This is a genomic window from Mesorhizobium sp. M0227 (assembly GCF_040321855.1).
Taxonomy (GTDB): Bacteria; Pseudomonadota; Alphaproteobacteria; order Rhizobiales; family Rhizobiaceae; genus Mesorhizobium.
The window spans coordinates 1-20,289 of the sequence record NZ_JAMYSJ010000039.1 but is presented as its reverse complement, the minus strand read 5'-3'; the positions used below and the strand labels follow the sequence as shown (position 1 = coordinate 20,289).

22 protein-coding genes, 1 other RNA gene and 3 pseudogenes are annotated in these 20,289 nt (G+C 62.6%); 7 read left to right on the top strand and 19 right to left on the bottom strand.

Translation table 11 applies throughout. The features are described 5' to 3' along the window. Positions 1-4 precede the first annotated feature (4 nt). The 3 genes from NKJ00_RS29875 to NKJ00_RS29865 are packed head-to-tail and all read right to left on the bottom strand — an operon-like array spanning position 5 to position 1,453. Positions 5-532: a GNAT family N-acetyltransferase gene (locus tag NKJ00_RS29875; protein ID WP_128305785.1), complete on the bottom strand. Its 528-nt coding sequence runs from the start codon at positions 530-532 to the stop codon at positions 5-7. A 44-nt stretch (positions 533-576) separates the two neighbouring features. Next, on the bottom strand, positions 577-885 hold the full coding sequence (locus NKJ00_RS29870; RefSeq protein ID WP_352612377.1) for a hypothetical protein: 309 nt from the start codon (positions 883-885) through the stop codon (positions 577-579). Positions 886-889: 4 nt separating this feature from the next. Further along, positions 890-1,453: a helix-turn-helix domain-containing protein gene (locus tag NKJ00_RS29865; protein ID WP_352612375.1), complete on the bottom strand. Its 564-nt coding sequence runs from the start codon at positions 1,451-1,453 to the stop codon at positions 890-892. A gap of 154 nt (positions 1,454-1,607) precedes the next feature. Between NKJ00_RS29865 and NKJ00_RS29860 the strand changes: the two genes are divergently transcribed. After that, positions 1,608-3,440: an ATP-binding protein gene (locus tag NKJ00_RS29860; RefSeq protein ID WP_023813065.1), complete on the top strand. Its 1,833-nt coding sequence runs from the start codon at positions 1,608-1,610 to the stop codon at positions 3,438-3,440. 221 nt (positions 3,441-3,661) lie between these two features. On the opposite strand, the gene NKJ00_RS29855 is transcribed toward NKJ00_RS29860, so the two are convergent. Next, positions 3,662-4,453, bottom strand: coding sequence for a GGDEF domain-containing protein (locus NKJ00_RS29855; protein WP_023813066.1), 792 nt, complete (start codon positions 4,451-4,453; stop codon positions 3,662-3,664). A 105-nt stretch (positions 4,454-4,558) separates the two neighbouring features. After that, positions 4,559-5,527, bottom strand: coding sequence for a tRNA (adenosine(37)-N6)-dimethylallyltransferase MiaA (gene miaA / locus NKJ00_RS29850; RefSeq protein WP_352632308.1), 969 nt, complete (start codon positions 5,525-5,527; stop codon positions 4,559-4,561). Here miaA and serB point away from each other — a divergent pair. Then, entirely contained in the window at positions 5,517-6,404 is an 888-nt protein-coding gene (serB, locus tag NKJ00_RS29845; protein WP_352612367.1) for a phosphoserine phosphatase SerB, read from the top strand. The two genes, miaA and serB, sit on opposite strands and share 11 nt — an antisense overlap. Beyond that, positions 6,401-6,963 (top strand): annotated as a pseudogene (locus NKJ00_RS29840) (GNAT family N-acetyltransferase). Before serB ends, NKJ00_RS29840 begins: the two are co-directional and overlap by 4 nt. Here the strand turns inward: NKJ00_RS29840 and NKJ00_RS29835 are convergent. The 8 genes from NKJ00_RS29835 to NKJ00_RS29800 form a co-directional block, all read right to left on the bottom strand. Then, positions 6,964-7,224 (bottom strand): hypothetical protein, encoded by a 261-nt coding sequence (locus NKJ00_RS29835; protein ID WP_023813069.1) that lies wholly within the window; start codon positions 7,222-7,224, stop codon positions 6,964-6,966. Next, positions 7,221-7,646, bottom strand: coding sequence for a putative toxin-antitoxin system toxin component, PIN family (locus tag NKJ00_RS29830; protein WP_023813070.1), 426 nt, complete (start codon positions 7,644-7,646; stop codon positions 7,221-7,223). Before NKJ00_RS29830 ends, NKJ00_RS29835 begins: the two co-directional genes overlap by 4 nt. A gap of 55 nt (positions 7,647-7,701) precedes the next feature. After that, positions 7,702-9,219: a DegQ family serine endoprotease gene (locus NKJ00_RS29825; protein WP_352632306.1), complete on the bottom strand. Its 1,518-nt coding sequence runs from the start codon at positions 9,217-9,219 to the stop codon at positions 7,702-7,704. Between the two features lie 127 nt (positions 9,220-9,346). Then, complete coding sequence (locus NKJ00_RS29820) at positions 9,347-9,535, bottom strand: DUF2065 domain-containing protein (protein ID WP_023813072.1); 189 nt, start codon at positions 9,533-9,535, stop codon at positions 9,347-9,349. Between the two features lie 6 nt (positions 9,536-9,541). After that, on the bottom strand, positions 9,542-10,507 hold the full coding sequence (gene hflC / locus NKJ00_RS29815) for a protease modulator HflC (protein ID WP_128305778.1): 966 nt from the start codon (positions 10,505-10,507) through the stop codon (positions 9,542-9,544). Then, a complete protein-coding gene (gene hflK, locus NKJ00_RS29810; protein WP_023813074.1) occupies positions 10,507-11,631 on the bottom strand; it encodes an FtsH protease activity modulator HflK in 1,125 nt (374 codons plus the stop codon). The genes hflC and hflK overlap by 1 nt, the downstream gene beginning before the upstream one ends. 168 nt (positions 11,632-11,799) lie before the next feature. Beyond that, positions 11,800-12,318, bottom strand: a complete 519-nt coding sequence (locus NKJ00_RS29805) for a dihydrofolate reductase (RefSeq protein WP_128306066.1) — start codon at positions 12,316-12,318, stop codon at positions 11,800-11,802. Further along, positions 12,318-13,319, bottom strand: a complete 1,002-nt coding sequence (locus NKJ00_RS29800; RefSeq protein ID WP_352632303.1) for a DUF4424 domain-containing protein — start codon at positions 13,317-13,319, stop codon at positions 12,318-12,320. The genes NKJ00_RS29805 and NKJ00_RS29800 overlap by 1 nt, the downstream gene beginning before the upstream one ends. A gap of 185 nt (positions 13,320-13,504) precedes the next feature. On the opposite strand from NKJ00_RS29800, the gene cobF reads away from it, so the two are divergent. Further along, positions 13,505-14,305, top strand: coding sequence for a precorrin-6A synthase (deacetylating) (gene cobF, locus NKJ00_RS29795; RefSeq protein WP_352632301.1), 801 nt, complete (start codon positions 13,505-13,507; stop codon positions 14,303-14,305). A 50-nt stretch (positions 14,306-14,355) separates the two neighbouring features. Here the strand turns inward: cobF and NKJ00_RS29790 are convergent, their stop codons facing one another. The 4 genes from NKJ00_RS29790 to modA form a co-directional block, all read right to left on the bottom strand. Continuing rightward, on the bottom strand, positions 14,356-14,697 hold the full coding sequence (locus NKJ00_RS29790; RefSeq protein ID WP_023813079.1) for a winged helix-turn-helix domain-containing protein: 342 nt from the start codon (positions 14,695-14,697) through the stop codon (positions 14,356-14,358). A 74-nt stretch (positions 14,698-14,771) separates the two neighbouring features. After that, positions 14,772-15,884, bottom strand: a complete 1,113-nt coding sequence (gene modC / locus NKJ00_RS29785) for a molybdenum ABC transporter ATP-binding protein (protein WP_128306069.1) — start codon at positions 15,882-15,884, stop codon at positions 14,772-14,774. Then, positions 15,881-16,585 (bottom strand): molybdate ABC transporter permease subunit, encoded by a 705-nt coding sequence (gene modB / locus NKJ00_RS29780; protein ID WP_024501415.1) that lies wholly within the window; start codon positions 16,583-16,585, stop codon positions 15,881-15,883. Before modB ends, modC begins: the two co-directional genes overlap by 4 nt. Before the next feature lie 15 nt (positions 16,586-16,600). Continuing rightward, positions 16,601-17,395, bottom strand: a complete 795-nt coding sequence (gene modA, locus NKJ00_RS29775) for a molybdate ABC transporter substrate-binding protein (protein ID WP_128306070.1) — start codon at positions 17,393-17,395, stop codon at positions 16,601-16,603. Positions 17,396-17,508: 113 nt separating this feature from the next. On the opposite strand from modA, the pseudogene NKJ00_RS29770 reads away from it, so the two are divergent. After that, positions 17,509-17,748, top strand: a pseudogene (locus NKJ00_RS29770) (TOBE domain-containing protein). An 11-nt stretch (positions 17,749-17,759) separates the two neighbouring features. Here NKJ00_RS29770 and NKJ00_RS29765 read toward each other — a convergent pair. Together NKJ00_RS29765 and NKJ00_RS29760 are read right to left on the bottom strand one after the other, a co-directional pair. After that, a complete protein-coding gene (locus NKJ00_RS29765) occupies positions 17,760-18,554 on the bottom strand; it encodes a thymidylate synthase (protein WP_128306071.1) in 795 nt (264 codons plus the stop codon). Positions 18,555-18,711: 157 nt separating this feature from the next. After that, the gene (locus tag NKJ00_RS29760; protein WP_023813086.1) at positions 18,712-19,023 is read right to left on the bottom strand and encodes a DUF2853 family protein; all 312 of its coding nucleotides are present in this window, start codon (positions 19,021-19,023) and stop codon (positions 18,712-18,714) included. A 170-nt stretch (positions 19,024-19,193) separates the two neighbouring features. Between NKJ00_RS29760 and ssrA the strand changes: the two genes are divergently transcribed. Both ssrA and NKJ00_RS29750 read left to right on the top strand, forming a co-directional pair. Beyond that, positions 19,194-19,553: a transfer-messenger RNA gene (gene ssrA / locus NKJ00_RS29755) on the top strand. 83 nt (positions 19,554-19,636) lie between these two features. Next, positions 19,637-20,190: pseudogene (locus tag NKJ00_RS29750) on the top strand (AAA family ATPase). Positions 20,191-20,289 lie beyond the last annotated feature (99 nt).

Genomic DNA, 20,289 nt, shown 5'->3' with positions numbered 1-20,289 from the left:
CTGGTTATGAGATTGGCCCGATCCGCTTCCAGTAGATCAACGTGCCGGTCAGCCCGCCATGCGGCTTCAGGGCATAGTCCGGTATCTCACCGGCCAGCGTGAAGCCCAGCCGCTCATAGAGGCCTGAGGCGCCCTCCTCGGTCGCCGTGTCCAGAACCAGCAGCGTGCGGCCCCTCTCGATGGCAAGGCTCTCGGCGGCCCGCATCAGGCGCGTTCCCACACCCCTGCCCCGGTAATCGACTGATGTCATCAGCTTGGCGATCTCGGCCCGGTGCGGCTGGTTGGGCGGACAATCGAGCAGCAAGGTCACGGTGCCGACCAGGTTTTTGCCATCCCAGGCGCCAAGCACCGATCTTTCGCCCCTTGCCGCCGCGGCCAGCGATTTTTCCCAGAACGTCCTTGCCGCCTGCGGCGCCAACGGATGCATGAAGCTGACCGAACCGCCGGCCGCCACCGTTGCGACCAGCAATTCGGCCAGCATGTCCTGCGTCTCGGCAGCCGGGTTCAGGGTTGCGATCTCGATCGAGTTCATGTGCAGGATATCCTGTGATTGCCATAGAAGCGGGCGTATTGCTGTCAGTCCAGATGGCGCGCGCGGCGTCGCTTTCGCGCCGCCTTGATGGCGCTGATGCGGTCGGCGTCTTCGTGCCCGAGATGCCGCCCGCGCTCGAGGATCTCGAGCGTGTACTCCTCATAGGTCAGGCCAAGCCGCTCGGCTCTGTCCATGCGCAACAGCATCACCTCGTGGCTCGGCGCCTTCCACGCCTTGGCATGGGCGGCCTGCCAGGCAAGAAAGATGTAGGGATCGCCCTTGCCCCATGGCGGGCCCTTGTACTCATCGAGAGGCGGCCCCCCATTATGGGAGCGCCTTGGTCTTCTTGCCATTGTGTCAGCCCCTGACCAGCGCGACGAGATAGTCGGCGCCGGGCTCCAGGGCATGGAAGGTGCAGTCCGACGGCGCCCCGAGCGCCAGGCAGTCGCCTGATACAAGCTTGTGCACCGCCTCACCTTCGATGAATTCGAGCCGCCCGGAAATCAGCCATATCTGCTGCTTGATGAAGGCGTATGAAGCGGCCGGAAAACTGACCTTGGCGCCCGCCGGCAGATGCACCTTGATCAGTTCCAGCGGCATATCGCCAGCCGGCGAAAGATGCCGCCTAACATAGCCGGTGTCGGGATCGCGCCACACCGGCTGGTCGGCTTCGCGCAACAGCCCGCCGCCCTGCAATTCCGCGCGCGCGATCAAGGTCGACAGCGTCATGCCGAAGGCCGACGCGATGCGCACCAGAAGCGCCGCCGTCGGGCTGGTCTTGCCCCGCTCGATCGTGCTGAGCATCGCCTTCGAGACGCCGGAACGCTCCGCGAGTTCGGCCAGGGACCAGTCGCGCGCGATTCTTTCGGCGTGTATCCTGCGGCCGATCGTCGAGGAAATGTCGTTCGCTATATCATCCATATGTCTATTATAGCGAAATATAGACGCCGGAGAAGAGCCGCCTTGCGACAATTTTCACGAGCCCCTTAATGCTCTCTACACCATCCGACCTCATCGGGCCTTAACCCCATTCGGGTAGCATCGATGCTCCAGGGAAATGGGGATTGGCCTGTCCATGTATGTCGAACGCGAAGCCTCCGTTGGAGAACCGACATCGCAGGAGCGCCGCGACGCAGAGCAGAACGACAAGCGCATCCTCGGCAATGTCGTGCAATGCGATGGCGCGCGCGCCACCATCAGCGCCTACGCGAACGACGCCGACGGCGCGGTGACCGGCCTGTGGACGGTCGGCAAGATGATTTCCATCAATCTCGGATCGACGCGAACCGTCGGCCTGGTCTACGCAATCGGCAAGTCGGACCGCGCGTGGAGCAATGAGGGCCAGAACGCCATCGAGGTCAGCATCGAGCTGATCGGCGAAGTCCGTGACGGAGCAGAGCCCGGCGCCAAACCGGTCTTCGACCGCGGCATCACCACCTATCCGCATATCGGCGCCGTTGCGCATCGCATCCGCACCCGCGACCTGCAGGCGGTCTATGACCTCGCGGGGCGTCATTCGATCACGATCGGCACGCTAGCGCAGGACGAGACGATCGCCGCCAACATCGCCATCGACGATACGCTGGCGCGTCACTTCGCCATTGTCGGCACGACCGGCGTCGGCAAATCCACCGCCGTCTCGCTGCTGCTGCGCAAGTCGATCGCGGCAAGGCCGGATCTGCGCATCCTGATCCTCGATCCGCACAACGAGTTCGCTGCATCGCTGCCCGAATACTGCGTCAGGGTCGATTCCAAAACCCTGGATCTTCCGTTCTGGATGTTCACGCTGGAGGAATTCGCCGAGGTGCTGTTCCGGGGCCGCGAGACCGAGCCGGAAGAAATCGACGCCTTGCGCGACCTCATTCCGGCCGCCAAGAATCTCTACCGCAACCCGAATTCGGGCTCCTATATCAGGCGCGGCAGCGATGCGCTGACCGCCGATACGCCGGTGCCTTACCGCATCGCCGACCTGCTCAAGCAGATCGATGAGCGCATGGGCATGCTCGAAAGCAAGACCGATCGCCCGACGCTCAAATCGCTGAAGACGCGCATCGAATCGGCGGCGGCCGATCCACGCTACCGCTTCATGTTCAACTCGCGCCTGATCGAGGACACCATCCACGAGACGATCGGCAACATCTTCCGCGTGCCGCATCATGGCCGCCCGGTAACCTGCTTCGAGATGGCCGGCATGCCGTCGGAAGTGGTCAATTCCGTCTGCTCGGTGCTGGCGCGCCTGGCCTTCGATCTCGCTCTGTGGAGCGAGGGCAAGCTGCAGCTTCTGTTTTTGTGCGAAGAGGCGCACCGCTATATGCCGGCCGACCCGCGTCTCGGCTTCGCGCCGACCAGGCACGCGCTGTCGCGCATCGCCAAGGAAGGCCGCAAATATGGCTGCTATCTCGGCGTCGTCACCCAGCGCCCTGGCGAGCTCGACCCGACCATCCTGTCGCAATGCTCGACTTTTTTCGCCATGCGGCTTGCCAATGAGCAGGACCAGGCGATCATCCGCTCGGCGATTGCCGATTCTTCCGCCTCGACGCTTGCCTTCCTGTCCTCCATGGGCCAGCGCGAAGCCATCGCCTTCGGCGAAGGCGTGGCGACGACCATGCGGCTGAAGTTCGAAAAACTGCCGAGCCACCTGCTTCCTGGCACCGCCAAGCGCGAAGAAGCCGCCTCGTCGAAAGCCGGCGACGATGTCGATCTGGTGGCGATCGTGGAACGACTGCGCAACGTGCCGAAATCAACGCAGCAGGCGATGGCCTTCGCCGAGGTCGTAGATTCAGGCCGCCAGGCCGGCGATCCCGACTACCGCAAGCCACCCGCCGCACGCGCGCCATCGGACGACGATTTCGACATGCGCTACGGCCTAAAGCCCGCAACCTTCGGCCTGCGCCCGCAAAACGATTGAGTTTGGGCGTCACGCACATCGGCGGATGGGTCTGAGCACCCAAGTCAGGGCTTCCGATATCCATTGGAAAAGCCTGGGTAAATCCCGTCAGGGAATTCGTCAGGCTGAGTCGGGTGGTGCTGTTTTCGAGAACCGAAGCGGAGCGGACATTTGAGTCCGTGAGCATCGGAAGCGCAGAAAACGGCGCCAGACGGTCAGCCTCACGAATTCAGTGATGGGATTTAGGCGCAGACGCGGTTGCGGCCTTGCCTCTTCGCTTCGTAAAGCTGGCGGTCGGCGCGGCGATAGAACTCTTCCGCTGTTTCCTTGCGGTCCCAGACGGCGAGCCCGACGCTGGTGGTGATCTTGAGGCGGACATTGCCCGACAGCACCGACATGTTGGCGATCGCCTTGCGGATGCGCTCGGCAAACTTGCCCAGAAGCTCGGCGTCCATGTTGGGCGTGACCACGGCGAACTCCTCGCCGCCCAATCGCGCCACCACATCGTGGTAGCGCGTCATGTCCTTGAGACAGTTCGCGACGGCCTTGAGCACTTCGTCGCCGATGTCATGGCCGTGGGTGTCGTTGACCTGCTTGAAATGGTCGAGATCGAGGATCATCAGCCCGACGGGCTTTTCGATGCGCCGGAACTCCTCAAGATACTCCTTCAGCGCATCATCGAAATAGCGCCGGTTCTGCATGCCGGTCAGGCCGTCGGTCAACGCCGCATGCTCGAGTGTTTCCGAGCGCGCGCTGAGCGAGACCGTCATGGCGCGCAGCTTGCCTTCCTCCGTCGCCTGTTTGCGGATCAGCGGATAGATGAAGAAAATGCCGAAGAACAGCGCGGTGGCCAGGAGCACGCCGGTCGCGAACAAGAGCTTGTTGAGATAGATGACCTTGTCCAGACCCGAAGCCGTATGCAACTCGTCGGCGAAGGACTGCAGAAGTCCGTAAGCATGCAGCGTCACCAGGCCGGCGGCCAGGATCACGAATATAAAGACGAAAAACGCTGATTCCGCCTTGTGGAAACGCATCTGCTCCCCGTTGGAAAAGTGCCCACTGATCTTATGGCATGGGCGGGCTTACGGAGGGTTAATTTGGACAACCACAACGGGAACCTTTCCTTGCAGGTAAACTTTTCAGGTTGCATCGGAAGCAAGCACTGAGATCGTGGTTTCCAGATCATCACCGGGGCGCAATCTCAGCCATTCCGGCCCCAATTGATGCCTGAACCAGGTGGTTTGCCGCTTGGAATATTGCCTGGTCGCGATCTTGGCGCGTTCGATTGCCTCGGGAAAGCCAATCTCTCCGGCCATCGCTGCCTGCAGTTCGCGAACGCCGATCGCTTTCATCGCCGGCAATTCGGGATCGAGACCAAGTGCTGCAAGCCGCTTGACCTCGTCCAGCGCGCCCTTGTCCAGCATCTGGTCGAAGCGTTTGTCGATGCGAGCGACCAACGCCGCCCGATCCGGCTCGATCACCAGGAAACGTGCGCTTTCCCGGTCGATGAGCGGCTGGCCGCGTTCCGCCTGCCATTCCAGGATCGAACGGCCAGACGCATCGAGAACCTCCAATGCCCGCACGATGCGCTGGCTATCGGTTGGCTTGAGCATCATGGCGGCCGCCGAATCCTCGCGCAGCAGCAGGCTGTGCAGCTTGACGGCGCCCTGCTCCTTCAACTCATAGCGCCAGCGGTCGCGGACCCGCTGCGGAATGTCGGGCATTTCCGAAATGCCCTCGGCCAGTGCGCGAAAGTAGAGCCCGGTGCCGCCGACGAAATTCACTGGCCGTTCGGAGAATGTGCCGTCGTCGATCAACTTCCTCACGTCGCGCAGCCAGGCGCCGGTGGAATAGGGTGTCGCCGGGTGGACATGGCCGTAGAGGAAATGCGGTGCGCGGGCGAGGTCGGCCGCCTCCGGCCGGGCGGTCAGCACGTCGAGCACCGAATAGCCCTGCATGGAATCGGTGTTGACGATCACGCCGCCCCTGCGCTCCGCCAGATCGAGCGCAAGCGCCGACTTGCCGCTGGCGGTCGGCCCGGCTATCAGGATCGCGTTCTTCACGCGGCCCTTGCCCGCCTGCCCGCCGGAATGTTCCATGCCGCTCATCGCCACGCTTGTTTCCCGGCCCACTGAGCGCGCTTTGTCGCTGTCGCTTGCGAATATGGCCTCACGGTCGGTCGGCGCAAGCGCTGTTGTCTGGCTGGCTGAAGCTATTGCCTGCGATCTCGTCCTGCCTGAGGCAGCCGACGCCGCCGTCACGAGTGCCGTCTTGCGCACGGCACTCGCCGGCGAGGCCGTCGACGTGATCGTCCAAGAGGCAGAAACCCGCCGCAAGAAAATCCTGATCGCCGACATGGATTCGACCATGATCGACCAGGAATGCATCGACGAGCTGGCCGATGAGATTGGCGTCAAGGATCGGGTTGCCACGATTACCGCGCGATCCATGAATGGTGAGATCGCCTTCGAACCGGCTTTGCGTGAACGGGTGGCGTTGCTCAAGGGCCTCGACGCCGCCGTGGTTGATCGCATCGTCGCCAATCGCCTGACGCTGGCCGCGGGCGGCCGTGTTCTGGTCCGGACCATGCGCGCCAACGGCGCCTGGACGGCACTCGTGTCTGGCGGGTTCGAGGTCTTCACGACGCGCATCGCCGCCATGCTCGGCTTCCAGGAGAACCGCGCCAATCGCCTGCTCGAGCAGGACGGCCGCTTCATCGGGCTGGTCGGCGAACCGATCCTCGGCCGCGCCGCCAAGGCCGACGCGCTGATCGAAATTTCAGCGCGCCTCGGCCTGACGCCCGCCGACGCCATCGCCGTCGGCGACGGCGCCAATGATCTCGACATGATCCGCCTGGCCGGTACCGGTGTCGCGCTCCACGCCAAGCCGACGGTGGCGGCACAGGCCAAGGTCCGCATCGATCATGCCGACCTGACCGCGCTGCTTTATGTGCAAGGCTACAGGCAGGAGGAGTTTGTGCAATGAAACCAATGCGTACCGAGCGCCTGATCCTGCGCAACTGGGAAGATCGCGACCGCGACCTGTTCCACCGCATCAACTCCGACGACCGGGTGATGGAGTTCTTTCCGTTCCGCCGTGGCCGCGCCGAGGCGGATGCCAAGATGGACGAGTTGCGAGGCGTGACCGACCGCGACGGCTATGGCTTTGCCGCCGCCGAGATCATCGCCACCGGTGAATGCATCGGCTTTGTCGGCATCACCGGAACCGAGCATATGCCGTTCCTGCCGGCCGGCACCGTCGAGATCGGCTGGCGGCTGGCGCCTGAATTCTGGGGCAAAGGCTATGTCACTGAAGCCTCGGAAGCCTGGCTGGCCCACGACTTCGAAACCCTCGGCCTTGGCGAGATCGTGTCTTTCGCGGTCTATGACAACCACCGCTCCACGCCGTCATGCAACGCCTCGCCATGACCGCCGATCCGTCCGCCGACTTCGACCACCCCGGCATTCCCGACAGCCATCCCGCGCTCAAGCGACATGTGTTCTACCGGCTGACTGCCAAGAATTGGCGAAAGAAATGTCGCTGATCAATGTCGATCAGGCGGAAGCTCATCGCCAGGTTGCGGAGGTCCGGCAGCAACCCGCTCAAGCAGCTTTCCAAAATCGTCAGCGGACGCATCGCCTGTCCGACGACGCAGGAACTCGGCCGCTGTTTCCATTGCCCCAACTTTCTGCGCCACGGCCGAAGCGATCCACTGATTGAGCGACACGCCATCGGCCTTTGCCAAGCGCATGGCCGCCTCCTTGACCGAAAGCGGGAGTTTCAACGGATAAGTCGCTTTGCTCATGTTCGAAATCCTTCCAGGAACTCAGCCGGGCTTACGACTTGGACATCGAAACGGCCTGCCCCAGCCACAAAATCCCGGCGATTGTGAGTCACCAACGCATCCGCCCGACCGTTGATCGCCGCTTCCAGCACCATCTCATCCTTCGGATCGCTCAATTGCGGACGCCAGAGAAAGTGCAGTTCGACCGGCTCGGCCAAGGCCGCAAAGCCGGCCAACAGTCCATCTAAATCCGTAGTGGACAACCCGTGAATCGCCATTTGCTCGGGTCGGGACAGAACGGTTTCGTATTCAAGAAACAGCGCTGTCGTCACCAATGGGCAAACCCGCCGGTCCGCAACCAGTTGCAAGATAGCGAACGATGCACCATTCCTGCTTCGCAAACCTGCCGTCAGAACGTTTGTGTCCAGTACGATCCGCTTCACAAGGCAAAATAGTACATCCCATAGGATGTTACAATATGCCTGCGGGCTGCTGACTTCAGTCCATCCGGATCGTCACGAACCTGAGCTCACCGGTCTTCGATGCCAGCATCAAGAGCGCATTCTTGCGTCCCTGTTCCTTCAAGGCGCCGATCCGGTCCATGACATCCTTGGGCGTCGCGACCGATTCCTGTGCGATCTCGGTGATCACCTCGCCCGGCTGGATGCCGCGCTCGGCGGCGGCAGAGTCCTTGGTGACATCGGTGATGACGACGCCCGAAACATCGGCGGCAATGCTGAACTTCTTGCGTGTTTCGTCGTTCAGTTCACCGACCGTCATGCCGAGCACCGAAGCCGTCGAAACGGCCGGAGCCTTGTCACTCTTGTCCTGGTCGGTATTGCCACCCTCCTCGCCGCTGGCGAGTTTTTCGCCATCCTCGAGCCGGCCGAGCGTCACTTTCACGGTCTGCTCGACGCCCTTGCGCACGATGAGCACATCGACCGCCTTGCCGACCGGGCTTTCGGCGACAACGCGCGGCAGGTCGCGCATCTCATGGATGTCCTTGCCGTCGAACTTGATGACGACATCGCCCGCCTGGATGGTGCCATTGTCGACCGGGCCACCCTTGATCACGCCGGCGACCAGCGCGCCCTTGGCGGTCGCCATGCCGAGGCTTTCGGCGATGTCGTCGGTCACCGGCTGGATGCGCACGCCCAGCCAGCCGCGCCGCGTCTCGCCGAACTGGCGCAACTGGTCGACGACGCCGGACGCGAGCTGCGAGGGGATGGAGAAGCCGATGCCGATCGAACCGCCGGAAGGCGAAATGATCGCCGTGTTGATGCCGATGACTTCGCCGGCGCTGTTGAACAGCGGTCCGCCGGAATTGCCACGGTTGATCGCGGCATCGGTCTGGATGAAGTCGTCATAGGGGCCGGAATTGATGTCGCGGTTGCGGGCAGAGACGATGCCGACCGTCACCGTGCCGCCGAGGCCGAACGGATTGCCGATCGCCATCACCCAGTCGCCGACGCGCATCTTGGTGGAATCGCCGAACTTCACCGCCGTCAGCTTGTGGCCTTTCGGATCGACCTTGAGCACGGCGACATCGGTCTTGGTGTCGGTGCCGACCAGCGTCGCCTTCAAGGTGACACCATCGGAGAAATTGACCTCGATGTCGTCGGCATCGGCAATGACATGGTTGTTGGTGACGACGATGCCTTGCTCGGCATCGATGACGAAGCCGGAGCCCAGCGACTGCACCTTCTGCGAGCCGTTGTCCTTGTCACCGCCGCGGTTCTGGAAGAAATCGTCGAAGAAATCCTGGAAGGGCGACCCCTCGGGCAATTGCGGCATCGGCACGGCGCCCGGGCCTTCGGTGCCCTTGACCGTCTGCGAGGTGGATATGTTGACCACCGCGCCGAGCAGGCCTTGCGCCAGATCGGCGACCGAAGCGGGTCCATCGGCGGCAAATGTCGGCGTCACGAAGGACGGGACAGCGACGGCGCTGACAAGAAGTGCCGCCGCGCCAGCGATGAATGTCCGCCGAGCCGCGCACAGAATTGTATTGGATGTCATCGAGAAGCCTCCCGGTATCCTTGAAAAGAAAAGCGCTTCGACGAAAACGCCGCGTCACGCCATGTTGGCAAAAAATACGGCACGTTTGCGGCTATGACTATCGGCAGAGGATAAATCATCGCAGCCGTCATGCGCCTCGTACCAGCCAGACGATGCCGACGCCGATCACGATCGCCGCCAGCCCGGCGATCCGCAGCGCGTTCTCGGGCAGCGACAGCACTTCGGTGGCAAGTTTCCTGGCCAGGCCGGGAAAACCGCCATAGACCAGACCCTCTATGACAAGGACCAGGCCCATGGCGGCAAGAAAATCCTGCACCGGCCGCTACTGGCCGGTGCTGGGCTGTGCCGGCGCGGCGGGTGCCGTCGCCGGAGCGTTTGGCGCAGGCGAAGCCGGCTTTGCCGGCCCCTCGCCGCCGTCGGGATTGCGGAAGAAACGGAAGAACTCCGAGTTCGGCGAAAGCACCATCGTCGTTCCGGTGTTGTCCAGCGCCGTGCCATAGGCGTTCATCGACCGGTAGAAGTCGAAGAAGGCCGGATCGCGCTGATAGGCTCCCGCGAAGGTGGCGCTGCGCTGGGCTTCGCCCTCGCCGCGCAGGATTTCCGACTCTTTTTGCGCTTCGGCGACAATCTCGACCACTTCGCGATCGGCGCGGGCCGTGATGCGCTGTGCCGCTTCATTGCCGCGCGCCCTCAGCCGGGCAGCCTCCGCCAGGCGTTCCGCCTTCATGCGGTCGAAGGTCTGCTGCGAGACTTCGGCCGTGAGATCGGTGCGGCGAATGCGGACATCCTCGATCTGCAGGCCGAGCGATGTGGCATCGGGCCTGAGCTGGTCGCGGACTTCGCGCATCATCACGCCGCGCTCTTCGGAGAGTGCTGCCTCGAAATCACGCAGACCATAGACACGGCGCAAGGCAGCGTCGAGACGCGTCCTGAGCCGGGCCTCGGCCAATTCGATCTGACCGGACACGGCGGAGCGGAAGACCCGCGGATCCGAGATGCGGTAGGCGATGAAGGCATCGACCTCATAGAACTTGCCGCCCGAGACCTGGACGCGGATGTTGTCGAGGTCGAAGCGCAGCACCCGGTTCTCGATCAGTTGCACCGTATCGGCGTCGAAGAACGAGAACGGCGCCTTGAAGTAGATGCCGGGTTCGCTCTTGACGTCGACGATCTCGCCGAACCTGAGCACCAGCGCCTGCTGACGCGCATTGACCACGAAGACCGACGAATAGAGCAGGAACAGGATAACCGCTGCTGCGACGACGATGATGGGAAGACGGTTGGCCATCACTGGTTACCTCCCGTAACGCCACTGGGCGCAGCGGGTGCCGGCGCTTTCGGCTGCAATGCCGGCAGCGGCAGATAGGGAACGACCCCTTGCCCGTTGCCCTGCTCGACGATGACCTTGCTCGAATCCTTCAGAACCTTCTCCATGGTTTCCAGGTAGAGGCGCTTGCGCGTTACATCGGGCGCCTTGGCATATTCGTCATAGACCGAGATGAAGCGCTGCGCCTCACCCTCGGCTTCCTGCACGACCCGGTTCTTGTAGGCGGCCGCGTCTTCGCGGATCTGTGCGGCCTCGCCGCGCGCCTGCCCGAGCTTCTGGTTGGAGTACTGGTTGGCCTGCTCGACGAACTTGTCCTCGTCCTGCTCGGCGCGCTGCACTTCGTCGAACGCATCGGCCACTTCACGTGGCGGTGCCGCATCCTCGATCGAGACGGCGTTAACGTTGAGACCGGCCTTGTAGCCGTCCAGCGTCGTCTGGATGATTTCACGCACCGAGGCGGCAATGCCCTGGCGGTCGTCGCGGAAGATGTCCTGCGCCGGCCGGCGGCCGACGGCTTCACGCATGGCGCTTTCGGCAACCTGCCGCAGCATGCCGTCGGGATCGGACACATCGAAGAGATACGCGCTCGGGTCGGAGACCTGATAGGCCACCGAGAACTGGACGTTGACGATGTTCTGGTCGCCGGTAAGCATCAGCCCGGACGTGTTGCCACTTGTCGCGCCGCCGCCGCCGATATCGACGAGCTGCTCGGAAATCTTGGCCGTCTCGACGGTTTCGAGCGGCCACCAATGGAAATGCAGGCCAGGCTGCGACAGTTCGGTCTTCGGCTTGCCGAAGCGCAGTTCGACCGCGACCTCGTCGGGCTGCACGGTATAAACCGCCTTGAACGCCCACAGCACCACAAGTGCAGCCGCGATCAGCGCGAAGATGGCCGGGCTCGCGCCGCCGCCACCCGGAAGAGCGCGCCGCAGCCGGTCCTGGCCGCGGCGGATAATGTCTTCGAGATCGGGAGGCGAGCCTTGTGGCCCGCTCGGTCCCTTTGGTCCCTGCCCCCAGGGCCCCTGATTGTTGCCGCCGCCGCCCCATGGGCCGCCGCCACCGCCGCTTTTATCGTTCCAGGGCATGAATGTCCTTTCGCTTGGAATTCCCTCAAGCGCCGGTATTACGGCGCAAAATCCAGTATTGTTCTTCTATAGGGACGCCACGAGGCGCTTTCAACGCGATGCGCTGCCGACTTCGTCCGATTTGTCCGGTCGCGACCCTTTGTCTTCCTTCAATGCCCCTTTTTTCAGTCAATGTCTCTCTCGACGCCGCTCGTAAACCGAATAGCGCGTCGGGTGGCTGTCCTTTTCCCCGGCCGGGACGTCGTGCGAGCTGACAATACGCCAGGAATCAGGATCGATCGGCGGGAAATGCGCGTCGCCTTCGACCGCTGCCAGCACATGGGTGACATGCAGCCGATCGGCCAGAAGCATGGCCTGGGCATAGATTTCGCCGCCGCCGATGACGCACACCTCGTCCACACCGACCATGCGGCGCCCGCGCACCGTCGCCAGTTGGACCGCGGCTTCGAGCGAATGTGCCACCTCTACGCCCTCGGCGCGCCAGGTCTTGTCGCGGGTGACGACGATGTTCAACCTGCCCGGCAGCGGCCGGCCGATGCCCTCATAGGTCTTGCGGCCCATGATGATGGGCTTGCCCATCGTATCGGCCTTAAAGCGCTTGAGATCGGTGGAGAGCCGCCACGGGAGCCCGCCGTCCCGCCCGATCACGCCGTTCTCGGCGATGGCAACGTAAATTGCGACATGCATCAATTGTCGTCCGTTGGCTCGAGGATCAGGATGTCGATGTCGCGCTCGGGGTAGAAATTATCCGCCGTCATCTCGAATGTCGTCGGTCCGGTTTTTTTGACATTGTCGCCGCAGAACGAGACCAGGGCTTTCGGATTGCCCTTGTCGATCGTCAGCTTGAACTTTCCGATTGTGCCGGCGGCCCAGTTGCCGCCGGTGGTCAGGATATAGGCGATGCGGTTCTCGACATATTTGGGGTAGCCGTCAGGGTCGTTCTTCGCCGCCTTGCGCACCGCACTCTCGAATGTGTCGTCCATGCAATAGCGGGCCTTGTAGGCCGCATACTGACCCTGGAATTTGCCGTCGTAGAAGAAGCTGACTGAAGACGTGCCGCCGACGCTCGGCTTGTAATGGTGGGAAACATGGACGTCCTTGTTGGCCGGAAAGGTCGAGCGCCACCAGTAGGTCGAACGCAATTGCCAGAACGGCGTGTAGACCTTGGTCGTCTCGGTGCCGTCGCTGCCGGTGTCCTCGATGATGATGCCGCGGTCGACCCAGTCATCGACAACCGCTTGCGGCAGCTTGGCCAGCGCCGCCTTCGCCGCATCGCCGAATGGATAGAACGGCACGTTTTGCGCCTTCATCTCGGCGCTGATGTCGATGCCGAGCGCAAACACCTTCTGCTCCAGTTGCGGCTTGACGGCGACACCGTCGATCGTCACCTCGAAGCCGAGGAAATTGTCGCTCTGGTTTTCGGGAATCGCCGGGATTTCTTCGGGATTGCCCGATATGTCGGGCATCGGGAAGGCGACGATGGCCTCGACATCGCGATCGGTGTTGTTGTGGAAGACATAGTCGACCGTGACCTTTTCCGGCGAGATGAAGAGGTCCTCGCTTTGCATCGCCACGGCATCGCTGCGCGACAGGATCAGCCCGCCAGTGCCAAGTTCGGCAACCGAATCATTGGCGAAGGCGGGCGCGGGCGACAGGGCCAGCACGGCGGTCAGAACATATCGCAACATGGAAGCCCCCTCGGCTAGAATGCCTGCAGGACCCTAGCCGTTTCAATGTGGCGTTTCAAAGCCCTTCCGCATCCGCTAGCGCACCAAAAAGGGCCTGGAGCAAGCGGTCTGGACACCCAGCAGCGGTCTGGACACGCGCCAGCGCGGTCTGGACTAACGGGTTCCGATCGGGCAGGAGTTCGCCCATGCGCAAGCTTCTCGTCATCGGCATCGGCTCCGGCAATCCCGACCACATGACCGTTCAGGCCATATCAGGCCTGAACCAGGCGGATGTGCTGTTCATTCCCGACAAGGGCGCGAAAAAAAATGAACTGGCCGAACTGCGCCGCCGGATATGCGACCGCTTCGTCACCAACCCGAAATCACGCCGTGTCGAATTCGACGTGCCGTTGCGCGACCTGCCAATGGAAGATGGGCCAGTAGAAGATGGGCCGGCCCCCTCCTACCGCTCGACCGTCGATGACTGGCATGAAGCCATCGCCACCATTTACGAAGGCCTGATCCGCGACGAGATTGCAGGCGACGGCTGCGGCGCCTTCCTGATCTGGGGCGATCCTTCGCTCTATGACAGCGCGTTACGCATCCTCGAGCGCGTGCGCCTGCGAGGAAATGTGGCGTTCGAGCTTGAGGTGATCCCCGGCATCACCGCCGTCCAGGCACTTGCCGCCAGCCACAAGATGGCGCTGAACCTCATTGGCGATTCCGTGCTCATCACCACAGGCCGCCGCCTGACCGAGGAAGGCATGCCGGACAATGCCGGCAGCGCGGTCGTGCTGCTGGACGGCAAATGCGCTTTCAACACGCTTGTAGACAAGGATGTCGTCATCCATTGGGGCGCCTATCTCGGAACGGAAGACGAGATCACTCTCTCCGGCAGGATCGGTGACATCGGCGCAGAGATCGAAAAGGTTCGAGAGGAAGCTCGTCGGCAGAAGGGCTGGATCATGGACAGCTATTTGCTGCGCAAGCCCGGTGAAAAGCAATAAGTCCTACTCCCCTACTCCCCTACTCCCCTACTCCCCTACTCCCTTCCCCCTCACCCAGCATCAATCTCCGCCTGCAATGCCTCCATATGCGTCGCTGCCGCCGAAGCCGCCGCCCGCTCGATGGCGCGAAAACGGCTGACCACCGCCAGCCCCACAGCCGTCAGTTGCGCGCCGCCGCCCTTGCGGCCACCGGTCTGTGCCGCCACCAGCGGCTTGCCGAACACCCGGTTCATGTCCTCGACCAGGTCCCAGGCGTGCTTGTAGGACATCTCCATGCCGCGCGCGGCGGCCGAAATGGAGCCGAAGGCGGCGATCTGTTCCAGGAGTTCGATCTTGCCCGGCCCGACGCGCCCGTCGGGGTCGAGATTTATCCGCAAGCTCAGCGACGGCATCATTACTCTCCGCGGTCCAACCTCATACTAGAAGCTCCCTGGCGAAACCGCTATTCCAAAAAGACATAGCGGGATCACCCATCCACCTCGGCGGGCAGGCCGGCGCCGGTGTTCGCCCGATCGAAGCTCACCGTCTTGATCACCGCGAAAACCTTGCCGCCAAGATGGAGCTTCAGCGCCTGCCGCGACTGTTCGGTGATGCGGGCAAGCACGGTTGCACCATTGCAGTCGATACCGACCTCGACCGCAGGCCCTTCGCCGGGGCTCATCGCGGTAATGGTTCCCGGCAGAATGTTGAGCGCGCTGAGCCCCCTCGGCTTTTCGGTGGCGATCATCACATCGCGGGCGCGGATACGGATGCGCACCGGCGTACCTGTTTTCATCGCCAGCTGTGGCACCCGGAGCTCGCCCGCGGCCGAGCCGAGCACGGTCATACCGAAAGTCTCGTCGTGACGCAGCACCTTGGTGTCCAGCACGGCGCCCCCCTCGCCGCGCTCCTCCGCCGGCAACAGGTCGAGCCTTTGCATCACCGCCTCGGTCGGCCCGCTGGCAACGACATTGCCCTGCGCCAGCATCACCACGTCGCTGGCCAGCCTCGCCACTTCGGCGACCGAATGACTGACATAGACGATCGGGATTTTCGTCTCGTCGCGCAGCCTTTCGACATAGGGCAGGATTTCGGCCTTGCGCGCTTCGTCGAGCGAGGCCAGCGGTTCGTCCATGAGCAGCAGTCTGGGGCTGGCAAGCAATGCCCGGCCGATCGCCACGCGCTGTTTCTCGCCGCCCGAGAGCTTTGCCGGCCGCCTGTTCATGAGCGGCCCGATGCCGAGCAGGTCGACGACGGCATCGATATCGGCGTAGCGCTCCGCCGGCGGCGTGAACCAGCGGCCGTAGCGCAGATTGCCGGCAACGCTCATATGCGGAAACAGCCGTGCGTCCTGGAACACCATGCCGATGCGGCGCTTGTGCTTCGGCACGAAAATGCCGGCACCGGTATCGACCAGCACACGGCCGTCGACCTCGATGCGTCCCTTGTCGGGCCGGATCAGCCCGGCAATCATGTCGATCAGCGTCGTCTTGCCCGACCCCGACGCTCCGAACAGCGCCGTCAGCCGCCCGGCGCTTTCGAAGCGGGCGTCGATGGCGAAACCGCCGAGCCGATGACTGATGTCGACGAGAACGCTCATTCGATGTCCAGTCGCCGGCCGACACGCCGCGCCAGCACCTCCGAAGCCACCAGCGCGGCCATGGAGATGACGATGGAGATCAGCGTCAGGCGGAGCGCCCCTTCATCGCCCCCCGGCACCTGCGTGAATGTGTAGATCGCCGACGGCAATGTCTGCGTCTCATTGGGAATGTTGGAGACGAAGGTGATGGTGGCGCCGAACTCGCCCATCGCCTTGGCGAAGGCGAGGATGGCGCCGGCGATCAGCCCGGGCAGGATCAGAGGCAGCGTGATGGTGGCAAAAACCCAGAGCGAATTGGCGCCGAGCGTTCCCGCCGCCGCTTCCATCTTGCGGTCCACCGCCTCGATCGACAACCGGATCGCCCGCACCATCAGCGGAAAGCCCATGACGCCGCAGGCCAGCGCCGCGCCTGTCCAGCGGAAGGAGAAGACAATGCCGAAATGCTCTGCCAGGAAGGCGCCGGCCGGGCCGCGCCGGCCGAAGGTGAGCAGCAGCAGGTAGCCGGTCACCACGGGCGGCAGGATCAGCGGCAGATGCACCAGCCCGTTGAGAACGGTCTTGCCCCAGAACTGTCCCCGGGCAAGCAGCAGCGCAATCAAGATGCCTGGCGGCAGGCTGGCGAGCATCGCCACCGTTGCCACCTTGATGGACAGCCGAACCGCATTCCATTCGTCGGGAGTGAGGTCCAGCAGCCAGTTCATAGTGCCCCTTGGAACTCAGTTGCTCGGCGCGAGCACGGTAAATCCCTGATCCTTGAACAGCGCGGCCGCCTTGGCCGACTGCAGGCATTTCAGGAAAGCCGGCGTATCCTTGTCCTTCGAATCGGCGGTCTGGGCAACCGGATAAATGATCGGCGGATGCGAATCCTCCGGGAAGGTGCCGACCACCTTGACGCCCTTTTCGGCATGCGCATCAGTGGCGTAGACGATGCCAAGGGCTGCTTCACCCGTCGAAACCAGCTTCAGCGCCGCGCGCACGTTTTCGGCCTGCGCCACCTTGCCTTCGACCGAAGACCAGACGCCGAGCGATTCAAGTGCGGCCTTGCCGTATTTGCCGGCCGGCACCGCCTTGAAATCGCCCATGGCGAGCTTGCCGTCGCCGATCAGCTTGGCGAGGTCAAAGCCCTTCTCGATCCTGGTGTCGACCGCCGAGTCCTTCGGCGCCACCAGCACGATCTCATTGCCGAGCAGCTTCACTTCGGTGTCCGGCTTGGTCAGCTTCTTGTCGGAGAGATATCTCATCCAGTCGAGATCGGCCGAGATAAAGACGTCGGCAGGCGCCCCGCCCTCGATCTGTTTGGCCAGCGCCGAACTCGCGGCATAGGAGACAGTCGCCGCCTCGCCGACATCGGCCTCGCAGGCTTTGTTCACGGCGTCGAGCGCGTCCTTGAGGCTGGCCGCGGCAAACACCACCACCTTGTCTTCCGCATGTGCTGCCGGCACGACTGCCATCAGCGCCGCAGCGAAGCCACCAATGGCGATCGCCCTCGATCCAAAACCTTTGCGCAGCATGGGAACTCTCCTCGGTTTGAAAGCTAGTCAGCCCTAAGTCTCCGACCGATATATCCGCATGAATATAACAAGGGAAGGCCCGGCGCCCCATGAAAGCGTCCGTACGACACCAATTGTCCTGGAAAGACCGGCAAAGAAACCCTGGAAAGATCAGTGCCCGCAACATCCCCTCCGGGGAACGATCGCCGAGATCGTCAAGGAGCCACCACCTCGCATGTCACGATCGACATCGGTGGCGGCGCCATCGTCACCGCCTCGATCACCAACAAGGCCGTCGCCGATCTCAAGCTCAAAAGGGCAAGCAGGCCTATGCCGTGGTCAAGGCCTCGGACGTGATGGTCGGCATCGACTGAAATTTGCGGCCTTAGACCGCGATCGGCGCTTTGATCGACGCGTCTGCGACGTAGTTTTCCAGCCGGAAATCCTCGAAGCGGAAGGCGAACAGGTCCTTCACCTCGGGGTTGATCCACATCGTCGGCAGCGCCCTCGGCGTGCGCCGCAGCTGTTCGCGCGCCTGCTCGAAATGGTTCGAGTAGAGATGCGCATCGCCAAGTGTGTGGACGAAATCGCCGGGTTTCAGCCCGGTGACCTGCGCCACCATCACGGTCAGCAGGGCATAGGACGCGATGTTGAACGGCACGCCGAGAAAGATATCGGCCGACCGCTGGTAAAGCTGACAGGAGAGCCGCCCTTCCGAAACATAGAACTGGAAAAGGCAGTGGCAGGGTGGCAGCGCCATCGCTTCCACCTCGGCTGGATTCCATGCCGAAACGATCAGCCGCCGCGATTGAGGGTTTTTGCGTATCTCCTTGAGGAGATTCGCGATCTGATCGATCGAGCCGCCATGGCCATCCGGCCAGGAACGCCACTGCTTGCCGTAGACCGGGCCGAGATCGCCATTCTCGTCGGCCCATTCGTCCCAGATCGAAACGCCATGGTCGGTGAGGTATTTGATGTTGGTATCGCCGGCCAGGAACCACAGAAGCTCATGGATGATCGACTTGAGATGCAACTTCTTGGTCGTGGTGACGGGAAAGCCGCGCGCCAGGTCGAAACGCATCTGGTAGCCGAAGACGGAGCGGGTTCCGGTGCCGGTGCGGTCGCCGCGATCGGCGCCGTTGTCCAGCACGTGCTGCAGGAGGTCGAGATACTGGCGCATCGGTTCCGGCTCGATTCGGTTGTCCAGCCATCATAGCTTACGGACAGGCAATCGAACACCACAAAGCAGCGCAAGCCCTGCCCGAAGCCCGCCAGTCCCCAACAACATCAGGGCTGGCGCATGGACCGCGCCAGCCCTGCGAATTGAAGCGCGGTCGTCAGAGGGAGCCGAGCTTGCCCAGGTCCTTCGCGACGAGGTAGTAGAAAGTCACCCGGCTCTTGGTGTTGTCGGCAGCCATTGCCTTGCAAGTCTTCTCGATGGATGCATCGGCCTTCGCTGCATCGCTGATGCCGAGCTTCTTGGCGACCCAGTTGTCCCTGACACGCCCGAGTTCCTTCGGGTCGGTGCAGGATACCAGCGAGGAATCGCGGTTCCTGAGCGCGATGCCTAGGTGCTTGACGATCTTTTCAACCGCATCAGCACTGGCGCCGGCATCGTATTTCTTCACGTCTGCAAGATAGTCGGCCATCAAAATTCCCCTCGTCGGCGCCACGGATCCGATCGATGAGGGCTGTGGCGCGCTGCTGCAACATGTGCGCTAGGTCGGTAACTCCTCACCGGGGCAAAGCTTCGGTTGAGACCGCGCCCAAGTCAACCCTTTGGACTTGCGGTTTTGTCAGGGGGACAAAGTGCCATTGCGGCCTTCCATTTCTTGCGATGGCCCCCTATATTCGGTTTGTCGGCTTGACCGACTATGGCGATAAATGGGCGATGAAATAAGCCGTTCGGACCCGGGGGCGGTACCCGGCGCCTCCACCAAAAGCCGCTGCTGATGACAGAGCGGTTTTTGCTGGGGGCGAAATAGGATCGACGAAGGTGTAAAGATCGTACTTTTGCCCGGCATGGTACCACCGTCATCGGGCTAAACCTGTAGTTGCAAATGACAACTATGCGGAAGCACGTCTCGCCGCGTAAGCGGTGCGATAGCTTCAAATCAAGCCCTAGAGGTTCGCACTTCTAGGCGGGGTTCGGAGGTACCTGGCAACAGAAACCTCCACTTCTCCCCTCCTCCGATATGCAGCATGCGCAGTGGCAGCTTCGCCGCGAAGGCGCCGGCCGCGTGCTCCCTCCATGGACAAAACATGCAAAACGATTCCGATCGCTTCTTTGTGCTGACCGGCGGTCCTGGTTCCGGCAAGACCACCTTGATCGAAGCCCTGCGCACGCAGGCTTTGCCACCTCGGCGGAAGCCGGGCGCGGCATCATCCGCGACCAGTCCGACATTGGCGGACCCGCTTTGCCCTGGCGTGATCGCGCCCTGTTCGCCGAGTTGATGCTGTCATGGGAGATGCGCTCGTATCAAATTGCGCAAGAACAGACCGGGCGTCCTGTTTTTTTCGATCGTGGCGTTCCGGACACGCTCGGCTATCTCAGGCTGAGCGGCCTGCCGGTATCCGAACACGCCACCGCTGCCGCCGAGCGCTTCCGCTATCATCAGCGTGTCTTCGTCGCCCCGCTATGGCCGGAGATCTTCGCGCAGGATGAAGAGCGCAAGCAGACGCTCGACGAGGCCGAGCGTACCCACCATGCGCTGGTCGGCGTCTACACGGAACTGGGCTATGAAACCGTCCCGCTGCCTTTGGCGACGGTCGAGGAGCGGCTGCGCTTCGTGCTGATCGAGGCAGGATTGGCATGAAAAAGGCCGGGATGAATGAACTGACCCCATAAAGTTGGACGGTTCATTGAGTTGGTAGGTTTAAGGGCTGGTTCCTGTATTGCACAGGGGCCAGCCCTT